Consider the following 18,203-nt stretch of genomic DNA (forward strand, 5'->3'; position numbering starts at 1 on the left):
GACACTCCCTGAGTACCAAGCAAGGATGTTCTGCATTGTCGAAATCCGACAGCAACTGCCGCGCAGAGTTCGCACCATTCCGGCGACTCGGCCCTGCAACTTGCCTAGCAGCAGCTGAAACGAGGAACCACTGATGTCAGAAGGCCACGACAGACCCGCGCAGAAAGACAAGAAGCCGACCCGCAAGGAACGGCGTGCAATAAAGAAACAGAAGCGGTTCGAGGCCGATGACTGCATCGTCGTCGAAACCAAATCGATCCGCACCGCCATCGGCGGCACCACAGTCGGCAACTTCATGGAATGGTTCGACTTCGGCGTCTACGGCTACCTGGCCGTGACGATGACCTCCGTCTTCACCGAAGGCATGGACCGACAGATGGGTCTGCTCGTGACCCTCCTCGGCTTCGCCGTGTCCTTCCTCGTCCGCCCGCTCGGCGGCATGGTGCTCGGTCCGCTGGGTGACAAGATCGGCCGCCAGAAGGTCCTGTTCTTCACGATGGCCACGATGGCCACCGCCACCGCCCTCATCGGCGTCCTGCCCACCGCGGCCCAGGTCGGCCTGTGGGTGATCGTCCCCCTCTACCTGCTCAAGATGATCCAGGGCTTCTCCACCGGCGGCGAGTACGCCGGTGCCACCACCTATGTCTCGGAGTTCGCTCCGGACAAGTCCCGCGGATACTGGGCGTCTTGGCTCGATGTCGGCTCGTACCTGGGCTTCGCCGCCGGTGCCGGAACCGTGGCTCTCACGACCGTGATCACCACGTCCATCAACGGCGAGAACGCTATGCTCGACGGCGGCTGGAGGATCCCGTTCCTCATCGCCATCCCGCTCGGTGCCGTCGCCATCTGGTTCCGTCTGAAGATCCCGGAGACCCCGAGCTTCGAATCGAGCGAGGAAGCCGGCCGCGACGTCAAGATCAAGGACGACAAGTACGCCCGCCACGGCCTCATCGGCGTCATCCGTCACTTCTGGAAAGAGATCCTCATCGGCATCGCCGTCGTCGCAGGGTCCCAGACGGTCGGCTACGCGCTGACGAGCTTCATGCCCACCTACCTGGAGGAGACCGTCAAGGTCTCGAATGTCCAGGCTGCCGTGGCCACGATCCCGGTCCTCGTCATCATGTCGCTGTGCCTGCCGCTCATCGGCAAGCTCTCCGACAAGATGGGCCGCAAGTTCGTCTTCCTGGCAGCAGCCATCATGACGATCGTCCTCATCATTCCCGCGTTCGCCGTCATGCAGATCGGTGAGATGTGGGCAGTGATGGTGGCTCTGTTCATGGTCGCCCTGCCCGCCGGGTTCTACATCGCCTGCCTGGCCTCGACGCTGCCGGCGCTGTTCCCGACCGCGTCGCGCTACGGTGCGATGGGCCTGACATTCAACCTCGGCGTCTCTCTGTTCGGCGGCACCACGCCGCTGTTCGCCCAGGCGCTCATCGATGTCACCGGCAACTCGTACATGCCCGCGTTCTACATCATGTTCTTCTCGGTCGTCGCACTCGTCGCCGTGCTGCTCATGAAGGAATCGGCGCACCGACCGCTGCCGGGCTCGTTCCCGACGGTGAACACCCACGAGGAGGCCGAGGAGCTGGCTCGCACCCAGGCCGACAACCCGGACATGGACATCGAGTCCATGCCGATCGTCGACATCGACCCGGACAAGGCACCCGCCTGAACGAGGTGAGAACCTGATCGGCTGCGATGCCTGATCGAGTGCAACGACGCTGGGCCATCCCGTTTCGGGGCGGCCCAGCGTCGTTTCGTCGTTTCGCGGTGCGGTTCGTGGGCGTGGACAGGCAGTCAAGGGTCTTTTGGCACTGTCTTCTCTGAACTGCTCACGTTCCTCCCTGTGCAGTTGAGAAGAAGGTGTACCGATTCGCCAGGTCGCTTCGATGCAACGGCGCCGCAATCGCCTCGTTCAAGCCGCAGCGCGCCTGTCGAAAGGTGCAGAGCTCGACAGTGACGAATCAACCTTCGCCGTCGGCCGTGGCCGGGACGCGTTTGAAGAAGTAGAGGTTCGACGTGACGAGGTCGGCCGCCTCGGCGGCGTTCCCGGACTCGATGAGGTCGACGATCCTCGGCAGCTCGCGAGCGGAATCGACCGCGATGGCCCCGATCTGATCCTGGTGCCGGTAGAGGCGTGACTGATCGCGCAGGCGCAGGCTGATCGCGGCGGCACGCCCGCCGAGGCCGTGCTCGAGCAGAGCCTCATGGAACCTGCGGTCCTGCGTATAGAACTCGGCGAATTCGCCGGCCTCGGCCGCGTCCACGGTCGCCTCGGCGAGTTCGCGCAGTCGGACGATCGCCTCGGATTTGGTCGTTGCCTCGCCGGTCTCGGTCACCGACCCGTCCGTCACCGCCTGCACGCCGTCAGCATTCAGGCCGCGACCGACGATGTCATCGCTGCCGGCCTCTGCCAGACTGCGGGCGGCGGGGACCGCGAGAAGAACGCGGATGGCGATGATCTCCTCGAGGTCCGCCTCGGTGATGGTGACCAGGCGGAAGCCGCGATTGGGCACGGCTTCGACGGTCCCTTCGGTCACGAGCGCCATCATCGCCTCGCGCACCGGACTGAGTGAGATGCCGAGCTGCTTGGCCAGGCCCGCGGCCGAATAGATGCGATCCTCGGCGAGCTCACCTGAGGTGATGGCATCGCGGATGATGCCCAGTGCCTGCTCGCGCAGCGATTCGGCCTGCGGTCTCACTCGCTCCATCGCACACTCCCCTTCGAATCGTGGTCGGCGACTATTGACAGCATAACCGCGAGATCGCACAATTGAACTGAGTAGTCGGTAACCGATTACCCACCCGGACTCCCCACGGAGTCGAACCCACAGTGACGTTCCTGCAATGAAGGAGGAACCCATGACCGCCGACCCCGCAACCGGCACACCCGCACCGACCACGTCTGCGACCGACGTGTCCGCCGATCCGCTGCTCCAGCCCTTCGAACTCGGCAGACTCACGCTGCGCAACCGCATCGTCTCGACCTCGCACGAGCCCGCGTACACCGAACTCGGCATGCCGAAGGACCGCTACCGCCTCTATCACCGGGAGAAGGCCCGCGGCGGTGTCGGCCTGACGATGATCGGCGGTTCGGCCATCGTGTCGAAGGACTCCCCTGCCGCGTTCGGCAATATCGACCTGTCCACCGACGAGGTGGTTCCGTGGCTGTCCGCGATCGCTGACGACTGCCACGACGAGGGTACGGCCATCATGATCCAGGCGACCCACCTGGGCCACCGATCCTCGAACTTCGCCGGCGACTGGCTGCCCCTGGTATCGGCCTCTCGGACCCGGGAGGCCGCGCACCGGTCATTCACGAAGGCGCTCGAGGACTTCGATATGGATCGCATCGTCGCGGACTTCGCAGCCGCCGCCGAACGCGTGGCCGCCGCCGGATTCGACGGACTTGAGGTCATGCACGCCGGTCACCTGCTCGATTCCTTCCTCGCCCCGTGGCTCAACGACCGCGACGACGAGTACTCCGGCGAACTGGAGAATCTCATCAAGTTCCCGATGCGCATCATCGACGCCGTGCGTGCATCAGTTCCCAACGACTTCGTCCTCGGTATCCGCATGGCCGTCGACGAGCGCCGCGAAGACGGCATGGACGAAGCGAGGGCCACCGAGATCCTCCGGACCTACACCGATCACGGCATCGACTTCCTCAACCTCAACGTCGGGATGATCAACTCGGACCGTCAGCTCGCCGAGGCGATCCCCGGCATGGGCACCCCCTCGGCCCCCTGGCTCGAGACCTGCCGTCGCATCCGCGAGGCCATCGACATCCCCGTCCTCCACGCCGCACGCATCTCCGACGCCGCGACCGCCCGGTTCGCGATCGCCGATGGCTGCCTCGACCTCGTCGGGATGACCCGGGCGCAGCTGGCCGACCCTCACCTGGCGCGCAAGGTGGCCGAAGGACGTGAGGACGATATCCGTCCCTGCGTCGGCGCCAACATGTGCCTCGACTCCATCTACACCTCCGGTTCGGCCACCTGCATCCACAATCCCGCTACCGGCCGGGAGGCCGATCTGCCGCAGGAGGTTCCCCACGACGTCACGACCGGACCCAAGCATGTCGTCATCATCGGCGCCGGTCCGGCCGGGCTCGAAGCCGCCCGTGTCGCGGCCGTGCGCGGTCACCGGGTGACCCTGCTCGAGGCCGAGGACGCCCCCGGCGGGCAGGTCCGCATCGCCGCTCGCTCGCAGCGCCGCCGCGATCTCATCGGCATCATCGACTGGCGTGTCCAGCAGTGCAGGAAGCACGGCGTCGACCTGCGACTGAACACCTTCGCCGAGGCGGACGACATCCTCGCACTCGACCCCGACGTCGTCATCGTCGCCACCGGAGGGGTTCCCGATGCCGGGTATCCCTTCCGTGAGCAGGGCCCGAGCTTCGACGCCTGGGACGTCATGGACGACCGACTCAAGTCGAAGCAGCGGGTGCTCGTCTTCGACGACCACGGGTTCTATCCGGCGCTCGACGCCGTCGAACGCCTGGCCCGAGCCGGCCAGCAGGTCACCTACGTCAGTCCCGAACGCACGATCGGCATCGACGTGGGGTCGATGAACTCCCCCGCCTATCTTCAGGTGTTCTCCGAATTCGGAGTCGAGGTCCGCCTCGGCGAGCGCCTGAGCCGGAAGCCGCGGATCGAGGGGAAGGAGATCGTGGCGGTGCTGCGCAACGACTATTCGGATCGGGAGGCAGAGGTCGTCACCGATGCCGTGGTCGTCGATTTCGGGACGACGCCGAACGATGAGGTCTATTTCGAGCTCAAGTCGCGGTCGACGAACCACGGGGCGACGGACCTCGAGGCGTGGGTCCACGGACGCCCGCAGCCGGAATACGCCGGTGTGACGAGCACTCGCCCAGGTGCGACGGCAGTCGCGGAACCGACGACCACGTCCGCCACCACCTCCGCTGAGGCGGGGCACCCGTTCACGCTGTATCGGATCGGTGACGCTGTCGCCTCCCGCAATGTGCATGCGGCGGTGCTGGAAGGACTGAGAGTGGGAATGGGGCTGTGACGGAGACTGTGACGACGATCTGCACGAGTGTCGACTTCCATACCGCCGGCGAACCGTTCCGGATCGTCGCCGAACCCCCGGTCGAGATCCCCGGTCGCAGTGTGGCGGAACGACGGGAACTGGCCGTGCCCGGTTCGGCGGCCGATGATCTGCGCAGGTTGCTGTGCTTCGAGCCGCGCGGTCATCCGGACATGTACGGCGGTTTCATCACCGAACCCGATGACGACGGGGCCGATTTGGGGGTTCTGTTCTGGCACAAGGACGGCTTCTCCACGGCCTGCGGTCACGGGGCGATGGCGCTCGGCGCATGGGCGGTGTCCTCCGGGATCGTCGCCGTCGATCCGTCCGGGACCACGGAGGTCACGATCGACGTACCCTCGGGTCGAGTGCGCGCGCAGGTGCACACGGACGCCGAGGGGAGGGCCACCTCGGTGGACTTCGTCAACGTGCCCAGCCGGCTCGTCGCCTCTGGGATCACTGTGGATACGAGCCTGGGTCCGGTGTCGGTCGATCTCGCGTGGGGTGGGGCGGTCTATGCGCTCGTCGATGTCGCTCAGTTGGGTGCTGCCGCCGGTTCCGCCCAGGCCGACGAGGTGGGCCGCCTCGGTGAGGTGAGTTGCGAAGTCGTGCCCGAGAATCTCACGGCGCTCATCGCCTTGGGCAGGGAGGTCAAGGCGGGCCTCGCGAATCATCCGGACACCGCCCACCCCGAGGATGACAGGCTCTCCGGTGTCTACGGCACGATCTTCGTCGACCGGTTCGGCACTCTGCCCGGCGGCGAACTGCATCAGCGCAATGTCACGGTCTTCGCCGACGGTCAGGTCGACCGCTCTCCGTGCGGTTCGGGAACGGCGGCTCGGGTCGCCGCACTCCATGCCGCCGGTGAGCTTCGCCCGGGGCAGACGCTCGTCCATGAGTCGATCGTCGGCACGCGATTCCGGGCGCGAGTGCTCGAAGAGACCATCGACGGCGTCGTCCCGGTCGTCGCCGGCAGCGCCCACCGGGTGGCCACCTCGACGTTCGAGGTCGACCCGCTCGATGATCTCGTGCCCGGCTTCGTGCTGCGGTGAGGTGGCGTGAACAACTACGTCATTTCGGAATCGAGAACGACCGCTGCTGATTATTGAGAGATTCCGCTGTTGGGCAAACTGCATTTCAGCAGAGCGTCTGCTTATCCAAGACGAACACCCCGATTTCTCCGCACACATAACCGATAAAAACGATCGTCCGCATCGACAGGAACATCGATGCGGACGATCGAGTCGGGTCAGGCACTGAGCGACACGCTAGTATCCCCACACGCACCCCACATAACAAATGTTGACCCCCAGAGCGGAATCTATAACTGGGCCTATCCGAGTCGCCGTCGCGCCAAGAGCAACCCTGACCCGAAGACCACAGCAATACCGAATATCACCCAAGTGACCCAGACTCGCCCCGAAGAGGCATTATCGAACAGACCGGGCAACAATACAATGAAGACTCCTGCAGACACTGCCAGCCCAAATATCAGCCCTGCCAGCGCATATGGCTTCGACATTCCACTCTCGCTCTCGTTCAAAAGCAGTTGGCAACCGCTGTCACTGACGCACCACCGACAGTCGCGTACGCGCCGATGCACGCCACGCATACAGGAATGGTCACACCAGTTTCACCCGCCGCACAAGCACCAGCACATGCACCCACAATCAGATACCCAACTGTGCCAGACACGCCAAGGACGCTCGCAACGCAAGCTACTTTGTCTCCAGTGCTCTTCTGGGTAGAGAGCTCTCCCGAGACACCCTTCTTGCTCTCTGCGGTAATCTGAGAATCCGTCTTGTAAGAAATATCCGTGTTTCGATCCTCAGTAATTTTGCCATTCTCATACTTGGCTAGGTGAAATTTGCCATTATCGCCTTGGGTGTAGAGAACCTCACTATAATTGACTTTCTTACCATCGCCATCAAACAATACAGTCAAATTACTGGTGGTGGCGTATTTTCCCTCCACCGGAATCGTGACAGATGTGAATTGCTTATCGCCGGAAGTTACTTTGTAAACTTTACCCTTATTGAAATTCAACAGCGATGACTTTGCGTGACTATTGAAGGTTCCATTACCGACTCCCTCAGAGACGGTCTCGATAAGCCCCTCGGCACTCTTGCCAGTCATCTGTTTCATATCAGTACTGGTCTCGCTGGAGCCGGCTTGAGCACAATTTTCTTGCTTAGAGTTAGCGCCAGCCGTCGACGCCTGGGCAGGGCCAACCGCTGACCCAAGACCACCTGCAGCCAATCCCGCAACCAATACGGCGGCGGCGAGCTTATTGCCAATAATACGCATCCTCACGTCCCCCTTCGAGGCAAATGTTGATCGATTCATTTGGACACGTTCACGCTACATCAAGTAACACCCCTTGCTGTATTCAACGTATTACGATCAGGTAACGAGAAATCAACATTGTTGTCATATTCGAGCACTTCCGCGTCTGCGATTGGGTTAAATTTCAACATCCGGAGCGCCTGCTAATAGAAACACCCGCCTGGCGGGCCGCCTAGATGCGATTTAAAATTCAAAATTGAGCTTACCCGACAGACTTCAAAACTTTTAAAGTATCGATTTGTAGCGGCGCAAGCTTTTCGGGTGTCGTTATCCAAGGTGCATTCACCAGAACATTCTTAGACCAAAGAGCCATCGCAAAAGTGCCGACTTGAGCAAACATCGGCGACCACGACCAACTTTGGTACGTCTAGTAATACGTGATGGAGCTGCTTCCTGAGTCCGATATGGCTACGCGAATCCCAAGGTGGAGAAATGGGCGGAGGAGGCCGTGGCCGAAGAGGATCCGGAGAAGCAGAACGAGCTCTACGCCCAGATCCAGCAGCAGGTCGCCGACGAGGCCCCGATCGTACCGATCGCCTACCAGCGAGCACTGTACGGAATGAGCCGGGATGTCGTCGGCTTCGAACCCTACGTGCTGGGCACCTATGGGCTGAAGGAGACGAAGCTCAAGCACTGAGCAGGCAGCTCACCTGTCGACGACGATGTCGGTCAGCGGAGTCGAGCAGCAGGGCAGGAACTTTCCTGCGGCGATCTCCTTCGGCCGGATTCCGCCCGCATGCTTCATCTCGACTTCGCCGCTGACGAGCACGGACTTGCAGGTTCCGCACGCGCCTTCCGAGCAGGATGAGGGCAAGGACAGTCCGGCGTCCAGAGCAGAATCGAGGACGGTCGTGGACTCATCGCAGTCGACCACGCGCCCGGAGGCCGCGAACTCGACGAGATGGCTCATTCCAGTGCCGCCGACGACGCCGACTCCGGCAGCTTTGGCTCTCGCACCGGCCTTGGCCAAACGATCAGCAGGTGAAGTGGCGAAGACGAACGACTCCTCATGCATCCGCGCCGATGCCACCCCCGCCTCGGCGAGCAGGGGCCGTACCGCATCCATATACGGACCCGGCCCGCACACGAAGGCTTCACGGTCGGCCGCGTCAGGGACCACCTCGGCGAGGGTGGACGCATCGATCCGATTCCGCCGACCGGCCCAGGGCTCGGCCCCGGAATCCCTGGAGCACAGAATGGTGACGCTGACTCCGGCGACCTCGGCGAGCTGTTCGAGCTCGGCACGGAAGATGATGTCGATCGGCGACGAGGCGCTGTGGACGAAGACGATGTCCGTGCCGAACCCTCCCTGTCTGGCCAACAGACTGCGCACCATCGACATGATCGGAGTGATTCCGGAGCCGGCTGAGAGGAAGAGGTGACGTTCGGCCTGATGGAAGCTCGTGCTGAACAGCCCGTACGGCCCGTCCACGTGCAGCCGATCGCCGACCCGCACATTGTCATGCAGATGGGTCGACACCACTCCCCCGGGAACGCGCTTGACCGTGATGGTGAAGATGTTCGTGCCGAAGGGCGCAGAGGAGATCGAGTAGCAGCGCTCGAGGCCGAGCTCGGGGATGCGCATCGTCACGTACTGACCCGGCGCGAAGTCAACCGCGTTCATCCATCCCGCCCGCAGCTCGAAGGTCTTCACGTCGTGGGTCACCTGGGTGATGCCGGTGACCTCGACGGGACCGGTGAGCAGTTCGGGATCGAGCTGAAGTTCGGCGAGCACGGGACCAGCTGATTCTGCCGACACCCGGTCGATCGGCGCGGCGAGCGCGGGCTCGACTGCCGTATCGAAGACCGGCGGGGCAGCGGCCGCGGTTGCGGGTCGCCTGCCCCGAGTGGGCACTCGGAACGTCGCCTTGCCCACGGGCGTGGATGCAGCCTGGGCGAATGTCGAATGGCGGTACCTCATCGTCGCTCAGCTCCTTCCAACTGCACGGTCCGCTGTTCTCTATGGGCCTTGAGCCGTTCGATGTACCAGGTGACGAAGTCATCGACCTGCGATTCGGTGGGTGCGTAGGGACCAGGCACATATGCCGGCGACGAGATTCCCAGGTGCCCGCGTTCGCAGAAGGTCGCGTCCTGTTCGTTCGTCTTGAGCCACACCGTCGTGAGGTTGTCGAGGTCGTAGTCGACGCCCTCCTCCGCATCGGCGTGGACGAGCCAGGTCGTGCGCACCAGCGTCTTGTCCTCGGCGAGCGGCAGCAGGCTGAACGTCACCACGTGGTCGCCCATCGCGTGGAACCACATGTTCGGCTGCACGTGCAGCGAGGCCCGGCCCAGTACGAAGGTGTCGAGGTCACCCAATAATTTCGCCGAGGCGGCCGATCCGTCCATCGTGTACGACTCGCCCTTTCCGTCGAGAGCTGCCCGTTCGATCCGGAATCCGGTGGGCCGGCCGCTCAGCTCTTCGACGAGGGCATAGGGCAGGCCGTTGCGATCGCAGTCAGCGTGCAGCTGGTCCTCGGCGTCGAGGTACCGCTGGTAGGCCGGCTGCAGGCGTTTGGGAATCTCGTCGGGTTCATAGCCGTAGGTGGGGAAGAACGTGCAGGTCAGCTCCGGATGGCCGGCTTCGCAGTGGTAGCACTCACGGTTGTTCTCCATGACGAGCTTCCAGTTCGAGTCCTCGATGAGGTCACTCTGCGCGGCCACCTTCGCCCCGGCGATGTCATGCCCTGTCAGATAGGGCTCGATGACCTCAGCCACCTCGTCGATGTCATCGGGCGGGGTGGGACTGAGGCAGATGAAGATGAGCCCGCCGATGACGCGGAGGTTCACCGAACGCAGAGAGAAGCAGCTCCGATCGAAGCCGGGAGCTTGAACGCCTGCAGAGATGAGCTCTCCGGCAGGGGTGTATGTCCACTGGTGGTAGCCGCACACGATGTTGCCCACCGAGCCGGACAGATCATTGAGCAGCCGAGTCCCCCGGTGACGGCAGACGTTGTGGTGGGCGCGGATCTCACCGTCGTCATCGCGGATGACGATGACGGAATAGGGACCGACGTCGACCGTGAGATAGTCACCGGCTTCGGGCACTTCTGCAGCAGAGGCGACGAAGATCCAGGTCGAGGCGAAGATCGCCTCGATATCACGCGCGAAGAACTCCGGGCTGATGTAGAACGGTGCCGCCAGCGAATAGCCGGGCACACGTTCGTCGATGAGCCGGTCGATATCGGCCCTGCCGTGCCCGCCCGATCCGGCCCCCGACCCGGCGGGTCCGCTCGTGCTGGAACCGGTCCGCTTCTGCTCTGGTGCCAGAGTCAATTCGTCCACCACCTCGTCGTGTCTCGGCCACGTCTGATGTCGGCCCCTTCGCCGACCGCGACCGTGGAGTTCGTGCTCCTGCCCCCAGTGTCCGCCAGAGGTTTGCTGAAGAAAAGCGAATCTTCTTCATCCGAAACGTGCAATACTATTGCATGATCGATCCGCGTCTCCACGTCCTTCGGGTCCTTGCCGAAGTCGGCACCCTCACCGAGGCGGCACACCGCCTCGGATACACCCCTTCGGCCGTATCGCACCAGCTCAGAGGCCTGTCGAAAGATCTCGGCGTCCGCGTCGTCGAACCGCGCGGTCGCGGACTCGTCCTCACTCGCGCCGGTCAGCTCCTCCTCGAACGCTCGCAGGAGCTCTTCACCAGGTGGGAGGAGATCCGAGGCGAGCTCGACGGCCTCGGCACCGGCCTCGACACACGCACCAGACGGCTGCGCCTGTGCGGCTTCTCCACTGCCGCGGCGGCTCTGCTTCCACCGACAGCCCTGACGGTGATGGAGCGATTCCCGGGCGCCGAGGTCACGATCATCGAAGCCGACCCCGAGGAGTGCTTCGACCTTCTCCTCTCCGACCATGCCGACGTCGCCGTGGTCGTGGCCACCGACCCGCTGCCGCCGCGCAGCGATCCCCGCTTCGAGCAGTCGGCGCTGTTCAGCGATCGCCTCGATCTGCTGGTTCCCGTCGGACATCGCCTGGCAGAGAAGTCGACGGTGGCGTTGAGCGAGGCCGCCGAGGAGTCCTGGATCCTCGACCGGTCGGGTTCGCCGTATCACCGTCTGGTGCGTACGGCGTGCGCGGCTGCCGGCTTCCAACCGGAACAGGCCCATCAGTCACGGGAGTGGGAGACGGGGGCGTCGTTGGTCTCGGCGGGACTCGGTGTCGCGCTCATTCCTCGCCTGGCACGCCTGCCGGACGGCTTCGATGTGGTGCGTGTGGCGCTGCGCGGTGATCCGGTGCCGTCGCGGAAGATCCTCTCGGGCATCCGCCGCGGTTCGGGCGCTCAGCCGATCATCGCCTCGGCGTTGGAGGTCCTCCGGGAGTCTGCTGAAACTGCGGCCCACCAGGAGGCCTGACCACCCAGATCTGCCGCGGGTACAGCTTTCGCCGCCTTCGCGCGACGACGGTGGTGAGAACGATCCCGGCGATCAGCACCAGAACGGATATGACAGCCACTACGAATCCGGTGGTGTAGAGGCCGGAGGCGAAATCGTCGAAGGCGTCGACGTTGCCACCGCCGCCGAGGAGGAACAGGAACATCGGGATGACGAGGATGCACAGTCCCACCCCGAGGCCGAGGACTCCGGCGATGATGAGGAGGATTCCCGGCACCACGGACGGTTTCTTTGCAGGCACGCCTCCCGGCGGGGCCCCTCCGGGCTGGATCATCTGCGGGTGATACGTCATCCGGGCCTCCTTCGTCTCCCCCGATCCTATCGGGGACTCGAAACCACGCCATGACCTGCGCGTAGAGTTGAAGCACATACCTCGAAAGACAGGCACCACGATGGACGATATGACCGCCGACGATCGGTCCAACCGGTCCGACAGCGAAACTCGGGCTTCCGCACCCGAGGACACGGCCGCCTCGGCGCGAGGTGGGACGCTCAAACGGACGATCGGTCTGAGCGAGCTCGTCTTCTTCGGACTCGTCTTCATCGGTCCCGCGGCCGCAGTCGGTGTGTTCGGCACCCTCGATGCTCGCTCGGGCGGGGCCGTGGCCCTGGTGTACATCGTCGCGACGATCGTCATGGCCTTCACCGCGGTCAGCTATATGCGCATGTCACGGGAGGTTCCCCGCGCGGGCACGGTGTTCGCCTACGCCTCGGCGGGAATCGGAAAACCGGCCGGTTTCGTCGCCGGCTGGATGATCCTCCTCGACTATCTCTTCATCCCCTCGGTTGCCTATCTGTTCACCGGGATCGCTCTGAACTCGATCTTCCCCGCGCTGCCCGTCTGGGTGTTCGTGGCCGTGGCCGTCATCCTCACCACCGGGCTCAATCTCGCCGGGGTCAAGGTCGCCTCCCGCGTGATCACCGGGGTCGTCCTCGCCGAGGTGGCCGTCCTCGCCCTGGTCCTCGTCCTCGGCATCGCCTACCTCGTCCAGCATGGGCCGACGCGGGGATGGTTGACCCCGCTGACCGGGGTCGATGCGTTCTCCGTGACAGCGGTGCTCGCTGCCGTGTCCGTGGCTGTCCTGTCGTATCTCGGCTTCGATTCGCTCGCGACATTCTCCGAGGAGGCCAAGGGCGGGCCGCGGATCGTCGGCCGTGCCACGCTGATCTGCCTCGTGCTCGCAGGTGTCTTCTTCGTCGCGCAGACCTGGGTGGGCAGTCTGCTCTCACCGTTGACTCCGGCGAACCTGCAGGCCGATCCCGCGCTCGAGGGAGCCGCCTACTACGACGCCGTCGACTCGACTCTCGGCCCGTGGCTGCACTGGCTGCTCGCCTTGGCCAAGGCCGTGGGCGCGGCGTTCTCCGCGATGATCGGTCAGGCCGCAGGCTCCCGCATCCTCATGGACATGGGACGATCCCGTCAGGTGCCGAAATTCCTCGCCGAGGTGGCCCCGAAGACCGGTGTTCCGTGGAAGGGAATACTCGTGGCCGCCGGCGGCAATGTGATCGTGGCCGGGTGGGCGGCGACCCGTGCCGATGGTCTCGACCAGCTGACCTCGATCGTCAACGTCGGGGCGCTGACGGCGTTCATCTTCCTTCAGGCCTCGGTGGTCGGATACTTCCTCGTGAAGAAGCAGGGCAGCGAGACTCCCAACTGGTTCAACCACGGCGTCATTCCGGTCATCGGCGGCGGTCTACTCATCGCAGTGCTCGTCAGCGCAAACCCGCTGGCCCTGGTCATCGGGGCGGTCTGGCTCGTCATCGGCATTGCCGTGTTCGCGGTGAACAACCGGCGGCGCGCCCACGTCTGAGCCGGTCCGGCGGCCCATCATTCAGCCGCCGGTTGCGGGTGTGACCGGACGGACCGGCTCGGGAGTCTCAGTCCTGCAGGCGGGTCGTTCCTTCGTGCCCGCCGGAGGTGTTGAGCTGTTTGGCGTAGCAGCTGTCGGGGCCGAGTCCGTGCGATGAGCACCACGACAGGGCGTCCTCGGGGTCGTCGTAGCCGATGCCGACGACGGTGACCCAGAAATTGTCTTCCTTGAAGCTGCCGAAGTCGCCCGACCAGATGAGCTTCACGCGGGGGAACTCTTCGCGCAGCCCTTCGAATTCTTCGAGGATCGCTTCTTCGTCCCAGGTCTTCCCCTCGGCTTCGAGGCCGACCTTCTTCGAACTCAGCTGCGGCACCCATTTGCCGTTGAGTTCGCTCTTCGCTGTCTGTCCGTCGGAGTCGGCGAGCTGTTCGAGTGCCTTCTTCGGGTCGTCGGGAAGCGCCGATTCGGTCTCGGTGGGTTCGGGTGAATTGCTGGCCGCAGCCGAACCGTCACCGCTGGCGGCGTTCGTCGGCTCATCGGTGGAGGCGACATTGGCGGGGTCCTCGGAGTCCTTCGAGAAAAACGTCGCCGCGCCCCATCCGATGCCCCCTGCGAGTACGATGCCGACGATGACGAGGAGCGCGATCAGCCCGCCGCGCTTCTTCTGCGCCGGCGGTCCGGCCTGCTGATACGGTCCCGGACCGTAGCCGTAGGGCTGCTGGTGCGCGGGCTGTCCGGGCTGCGGAGGCATTCCTGCGGCTGGTGCTTGGCCGCCGGCCGGGAAGGCTTGGGAGACCTGAGCCTGGGAGGGTCCGCTCTGCTGGTGAGGAGACTGACCGTTGCGATGAGGCGGGCCGCTCTGCGAGTGCGGGGTCTGGATATAGGGGCGCTGCGGCTGAGGTGACTGAGGAGGCGGCGGAGGTGTGCCCCATCCATTGCCCGACTGAGGCCCTGACTGCGGACTCGGCGGGGGTCCCGGCTGGGATCCGGGCTGCGAGGACCATTGGCTTCCCGACCGGTCGTTGACGTCCCATTCGTTCTCATCCCCGCGCCCGGGAGGGTTCGTACTCATCCGTCACTCCAGATCGATCACGCCGTATTTCAGAAAAAGTCCCAATATAGAACTTCTCTTGCATTAACAGCCTAATATAAGTTGTGAACTACACATGCTTGATCTGCTCAGTTGATTGTTTCGATTTGAATGACATTGCGGAGCTGTCGGGCAACTGCACTTGAGGACTGGGTATGCACGACGAATCCGACGAGACGAAACCGACCGCCGCCGAGGATCCGAAGGATCAGACCGCCGAGGACCAGGAGAGTCCCGAAGACGAGGTTCCGGACGCCGCCGAGACCTCGGATGATCCTGCAGCTCAGGATTCTGAGGCCACCGAGGTGATGGACCCCGTCTCCTCGGATGCCAAGAGTTCCGAAACGACTGGTTCAGCAGAATCTGCAGGCGCCGATGAACCCGATTCAGGCGAAGATGATTCCACCGAGGAGACCGCTCGCTGGGCGCCGCCGGGAGACGGCACGCCCACCACCGAGCAGACAGTCGACCCGTATGAGAACGCAACCGAGAGCGACTCTGCGAACAAGGGCCCTCAGCCCCATGAGGCGAACGCAGCCCCGCAAGGCTCGGGCCCGTATCCTCAGGCCGCCGGTCCATACGCTCAATGGCCCGGGACAAATCAACCCGATCCATACCAGCAGAGTGCTTACCCGCAAGGGGTCTATCCGCAGGACTCGAGTCCCTACCAACAAGACCCCTACCAGCAAGTGCCTTATCAGCAACGCCCTCACCAGCAAGGTCCCTACCAGTCCGGTCCAGTGCCCTACCCCGCACCGCCGGGCTACCCGGCGAATGCCCCGAAGTCGAAATTCGCCTCGGCGCTGGCTAAGGGAGCGACGTGGAAAACGGCCCTGATCCCGCCGGGGATCGCCCTCCTCGGCGGCATCATCGTCTCCATCATCCTCACCGTCATCCTCACGTCGATGTCGGAATTCGACTCGCTGACCGAGGAGACCGGCCTCAACCTCGACAGCCTCAACTACGCCCTGCCGTTCATCCTCATGGCTCTGTCGCTGTTCGGTTCGGCGGCGCTGCGTTTGGACATCAACGTCCCTGACACCTTCAACGCCCAACTGGGCATCTTCACCACCGGCGCACCCCTGGTGGTCACCATCGTCACCGTGGGTCTGCTGTGGTGGATGACGAAATTGAGCGAACGCCGCTCCCCCGCACCCAACCGAGTGTCCACGTGGATCCGCATCGGGGTCGCGACCCTGGCGATGACGCTCGTGCTCTTCCTCCTCCAGGTCATCTTCGCCGCTCGCGCCTCCGCCTTCGAAGAGGAAGGATCGTTCACCTTCACCTTCTCGGCGGTCACCGTCCGATCGTTCTTCCTGCCGATGCTCGTCATCCTCATCACGAGCATCGCCGGTCGTGTCGCCGGACATTTCAAGGGCACCGAGGCGATCGGTGCACCGTTCCTGCGCTGGGCTGTTCCGCCTCTGCTGGTGACCTGGATCCACCTCGCCCTCACCGTGGCCGTGTTCTCGATCGTCGCGCTCTTCGTCCTGCCGCTGTCAGTCGAGATGCCGGGTCAGCTGGTGCCGCTGACGTTCGTCAACATGGGCCTCATCCTCACCTCGCTGACCCACCTCGGCGGAATCAGCGCCACCGCCCAAGGCGACTTGGGCTTGTACTCGGACACCTTCTCCGAGAGCCTCACCATGTTCAGCCGCGAGGCTCCCGGGCTGCTGTGGCTGGGCCTGCTCGTCGTCGTGGCCGCCGTGCTGATCGCAACGATCGTCGCCACCGTCACCCGGCGTCCGGCCTGGACCGTGATCGAGCAGGACAAGCAGCAGTGGTCGAGCGCGTGGAAGCTGCCTGTGGCGTTCTGCCTCGTCTGGGGTCTGCTGTCGCTGTTGGCCATCCCCGCGAACCTGTCGATGTCCGGATCCGCCGAGGCGGCCATGTTCTTCGGCGGTTCCGGTGCGGCCCGTGCGGGGATCGGCCCCCTGGCCTGGACGTTCCTCATCTTCGCCGTCTGGGGCGGGATCATCGAGGTGCTCTCGCGCACCCTCGGCCCGAGACTCGCCCTCACCTTCCCGGCCGTGGCACGGATCACCGCCGGACGGACCGTGCACCCGCACTGGGGACCATACCTGGGCATGAGCGAACCGCAGTTCGCGTTCATCCATCCCGATCTGGCTCGAGCCGCCGCCCCGACGCCACCGCCGGTCGCTCCCGGACCCGGCGAAGTCGGACCATTCGGGGCGGGTGGGCTCGGACCACAGGGGCCTGCCGGATATCAGGGCCCGCCCGCATCACCGGATGCGTTCGGCTCGCAGGGCCAACCGCCCCATCCCCAGCAGGGTCCGCAGCAGTTCTCCGCTCCGGTCGGCCCGCAGCAGCATCCGACTCCGTCCGACCAGCAGCCTTATGCCTACCCGCAGGGTGCCGCCGGGCAGCAGTCATACTCGGCCCCGCAGGGAATGTATGCCGCGCAGCCGTACGCGGGCCCGGCCAAACCCTTCGACAAGAAGAAGACGACGCTCGTATCGGTCGTCGCCGGCGGTGCCGTCCTCCTCCTCGTGGCCGCACTCATCGTCGTCACCCAGCTCAACGGGCACATGTTCGGTCCCGAGGCGACGGTGGAGAAGTACTTCTCGGAGCTCTCCGACGGTGACGCCGAGGGTGCCCTCGAGGTCGCCGACGTCGACGTTCCGCAGGAGTCACGGACCCTTTTGACCAATGATGTCCTCGGCGGCTCCAAGGCACTGCCCGACGATGTCACCGTCGAGGATGCCGAGATCTCCGGAGACACGGCGACGGTCGCGGTCACCTATGACGTCGGCGGCTCCAAGGGCAACAGCACGCTGACCCTGCACAAAGCCGGAAAGAAGGCACTGTTCTTCGACGACTGGGCGCTCAAGAGTCCCGACCTGCTCACTCTCACCGTCGATACTCCCGGCCTCAAAAAGGTCAAGGTCAATGGGATCGACGTCGACAGCGACGGGTCGACACTGTCCCTGCCGGCCTTCCCCGGTCTCTACACGATCGACCTGGCCGAGAAGTCCGATCTCATCACCGCGGACGCGGTCGAGGTGCGGGCGTTCCTCGGCGATGACGCGAACATGGAGGGTGAGGACACGCCGCTGCTCGCCGCCCATCCCTCGGACGCGTTCCGCAGCGAGGTCGACAAGCAGGTCAAGACCCTCATCGACAGCTGCGCGAAGAAGACGGTCGCCCAGCCCGACGGGTGCCCGTTCGGATCCTCGCTGGCCGACAGCTATGACGCCACCGGCCTCACCTGGTCGATCTCGTCGTATCCGACGGTGACCGTCGCCGATGACTCCATTGGTGCCGACCAGTATTCGAACCCCGAGGACGCGACCGGTCCGAACGGCGGTCCGGCGTGGCTGATCTCCTCCGACACCTCCGGTGAGGCGCTCGTGACCGGCAGCTACGACATGTTCGACGAGTCCGAACCCTTCGATGACACCGTGACCTTCGACCTCAACGGCACGGCCGAGATCGTCGACGGCAAGATCGTCATCACCGTCAACGACGACCCCTGGGACTGGTGACAGAGGCAGC

General features: G+C 64.3%; 13 protein-coding genes. 7 read left to right on the forward strand and 6 right to left on the reverse strand.

The window, feature by feature from the left end:
• The first annotated feature begins 133 nt into the window (after positions 1–133).
• On the forward strand, positions 134–1,672 hold the full coding sequence (locus AC3CD9_RS15165; protein ID WP_488364753.1) for an MFS transporter: 1,539 nt from the start codon (positions 134–136) through the stop codon (positions 1,670–1,672).
• Positions 1,673–1,964: 292 nt separating this feature from the next.
• Here AC3CD9_RS15165 and AC3CD9_RS15170 read toward each other — a convergent pair whose 3' ends face one another.
• Positions 1,965–2,711 (reverse strand): GntR family transcriptional regulator, encoded by a 747-nt coding sequence (locus tag AC3CD9_RS15170; protein ID WP_488364755.1) that lies wholly within the window; start codon positions 2,709–2,711, stop codon positions 1,965–1,967.
• 151 nt (positions 2,712–2,862) lie between these two features.
• Here AC3CD9_RS15170 and AC3CD9_RS15175 point away from each other — a divergent pair, with 151 nt between their 5' ends.
• Together AC3CD9_RS15175 and AC3CD9_RS15180 are read left to right on the forward strand one after the other, a co-directional pair.
• Positions 2,863–5,031 carry an oxidoreductase gene (locus tag AC3CD9_RS15175; protein ID WP_488364757.1) on the forward strand — a complete coding sequence of 723 codons (2,169 nt, stop codon included), beginning with the start codon at positions 2,863–2,865 and terminating at the stop codon, positions 5,029–5,031.
• 8 nt (positions 5,032–5,039) lie between these two features.
• On the forward strand, positions 5,040–6,101 hold the full coding sequence (locus tag AC3CD9_RS15180; protein WP_488364758.1) for a proline racemase family protein: 1,062 nt from the start codon (positions 5,040–5,042) through the stop codon (positions 6,099–6,101).
• Positions 6,102–6,588: 487 nt separating this feature from the next.
• Here the strand turns inward: AC3CD9_RS15180 and AC3CD9_RS15185 are convergent, their stop codons facing one another.
• Positions 6,589–7,395 (reverse strand): hypothetical protein, encoded by an 807-nt coding sequence (locus AC3CD9_RS15185; protein WP_488364759.1) that lies wholly within the window; start codon positions 7,393–7,395, stop codon positions 6,589–6,591.
• Positions 7,396–7,819: 424 nt separating this feature from the next.
• On the opposite strand from AC3CD9_RS15185, the gene AC3CD9_RS15190 reads away from it, so the two are divergent.
• On the forward strand, positions 7,820–8,032 hold the full coding sequence (locus AC3CD9_RS15190) for a hypothetical protein (RefSeq protein ID WP_169253616.1): 213 nt from the start codon (positions 7,820–7,822) through the stop codon (positions 8,030–8,032).
• A gap of 9 nt (positions 8,033–8,041) precedes the next feature.
• Here the strand turns inward: AC3CD9_RS15190 and AC3CD9_RS15195 are convergent, their stop codons facing one another.
• Positions 8,042–9,316, reverse strand: coding sequence for an FAD-binding oxidoreductase (locus AC3CD9_RS15195; protein ID WP_488364761.1), 1,275 nt, complete (start codon positions 9,314–9,316; stop codon positions 8,042–8,044).
• Entirely contained in the window at positions 9,313–10,668 is a 1,356-nt protein-coding gene (locus tag AC3CD9_RS15200; RefSeq protein WP_488364762.1) for an aromatic ring-hydroxylating oxygenase subunit alpha, read from the reverse strand. Before AC3CD9_RS15200 ends, AC3CD9_RS15195 begins: the two co-directional genes overlap by 4 nt.
• Positions 10,669–10,820: 152 nt before the next feature.
• Between AC3CD9_RS15200 and AC3CD9_RS15205 the strand changes: the two genes are divergently transcribed.
• Positions 10,821–11,747 (forward strand): LysR family transcriptional regulator, encoded by a 927-nt coding sequence (locus AC3CD9_RS15205; RefSeq protein WP_488364763.1) that lies wholly within the window; start codon positions 10,821–10,823, stop codon positions 11,745–11,747.
• Here the strand turns inward: AC3CD9_RS15205 and AC3CD9_RS15210 are convergent.
• Positions 11,683–12,078 (reverse strand): hypothetical protein, encoded by a 396-nt coding sequence (locus AC3CD9_RS15210; protein ID WP_488364764.1) that lies wholly within the window; start codon positions 12,076–12,078, stop codon positions 11,683–11,685. The genes AC3CD9_RS15205 and AC3CD9_RS15210 overlap by 65 nt on opposite strands.
• A 109-nt stretch (positions 12,079–12,187) precedes the next feature.
• On the opposite strand from AC3CD9_RS15210, the gene AC3CD9_RS15215 reads away from it, so the two are divergent.
• Positions 12,188–13,597: an APC family permease gene (locus tag AC3CD9_RS15215; RefSeq protein WP_488364765.1), complete on the forward strand. Its 1,410-nt coding sequence runs from the start codon at positions 12,188–12,190 to the stop codon at positions 13,595–13,597.
• Positions 13,598–13,664: 67 nt separating this feature from the next.
• Here AC3CD9_RS15215 and AC3CD9_RS15220 read toward each other — a convergent pair whose 3' ends face one another.
• Positions 13,665–14,669, reverse strand: a complete 1,005-nt coding sequence (locus tag AC3CD9_RS15220; RefSeq protein ID WP_488364766.1) for a hypothetical protein — start codon at positions 14,667–14,669, stop codon at positions 13,665–13,667.
• 173 nt (positions 14,670–14,842) lie between these two features.
• Here AC3CD9_RS15220 and AC3CD9_RS15225 point away from each other — a divergent pair, with 173 nt between their 5' ends.
• Positions 14,843–18,193: a hypothetical protein gene (locus AC3CD9_RS15225; RefSeq protein WP_488364768.1), complete on the forward strand. Its 3,351-nt coding sequence runs from the start codon at positions 14,843–14,845 to the stop codon at positions 18,191–18,193.
• The last annotated feature ends 10 nt before the right edge of the window (positions 18,194–18,203 follow it).

It is taken from the genome of Brevibacterium sp. MGP-B1 (genome assembly GCF_057766545.1).

Excerpts from the sequence above, each read along its gene's own strand:
- AC3CD9_RS15165 (WP_488364753.1), top strand. The coding sequence starts at position 134 with ATGTCAGAAGGCCACGACAGACCCGCGCAGAAAGACAAGAAGCCGACC.
- AC3CD9_RS15210 (WP_488364764.1), bottom strand. The coding sequence starts at position 12,078 with ATGACGTATCACCCGCAGATGATCCAGCCCGGAGGGGCCCCGCCGGGA.
- AC3CD9_RS15225 (WP_488364768.1), top strand. The coding sequence starts at position 14,843 with ATGCACGACGAATCCGACGAGACGAAACCGACCGCCGCCGAGGATCCG.
- AC3CD9_RS15215 (WP_488364765.1), top strand. The coding sequence starts at position 12,188 with ATGACCGCCGACGATCGGTCCAACCGGTCCGACAGCGAAACTCGGGCT.
- AC3CD9_RS15185 (WP_488364759.1), bottom strand. The coding sequence starts at position 7,395 with ATGAATCGATCAACATTTGCCTCGAAGGGGGACGTGAGGATGCGTATT.
- AC3CD9_RS15170 (WP_488364755.1), bottom strand. The coding sequence starts at position 2,711 with ATGGAGCGAGTGAGACCGCAGGCCGAATCGCTGCGCGAGCAGGCACTG.
- AC3CD9_RS15175 (WP_488364757.1), top strand. The coding sequence starts at position 2,863 with ATGACCGCCGACCCCGCAACCGGCACACCCGCACCGACCACGTCTGCG.
- AC3CD9_RS15220 (WP_488364766.1), bottom strand. The coding sequence starts at position 14,669 with ATGAGTACGAACCCTCCCGGGCGCGGGGATGAGAACGAATGGGACGTC.
- AC3CD9_RS15205 (WP_488364763.1), top strand. The coding sequence starts at position 10,821 with ATGATCGATCCGCGTCTCCACGTCCTTCGGGTCCTTGCCGAAGTCGGC.
- AC3CD9_RS15195 (WP_488364761.1), bottom strand. The coding sequence starts at position 9,316 with ATGAGGTACCGCCATTCGACATTCGCCCAGGCTGCATCCACGCCCGTG.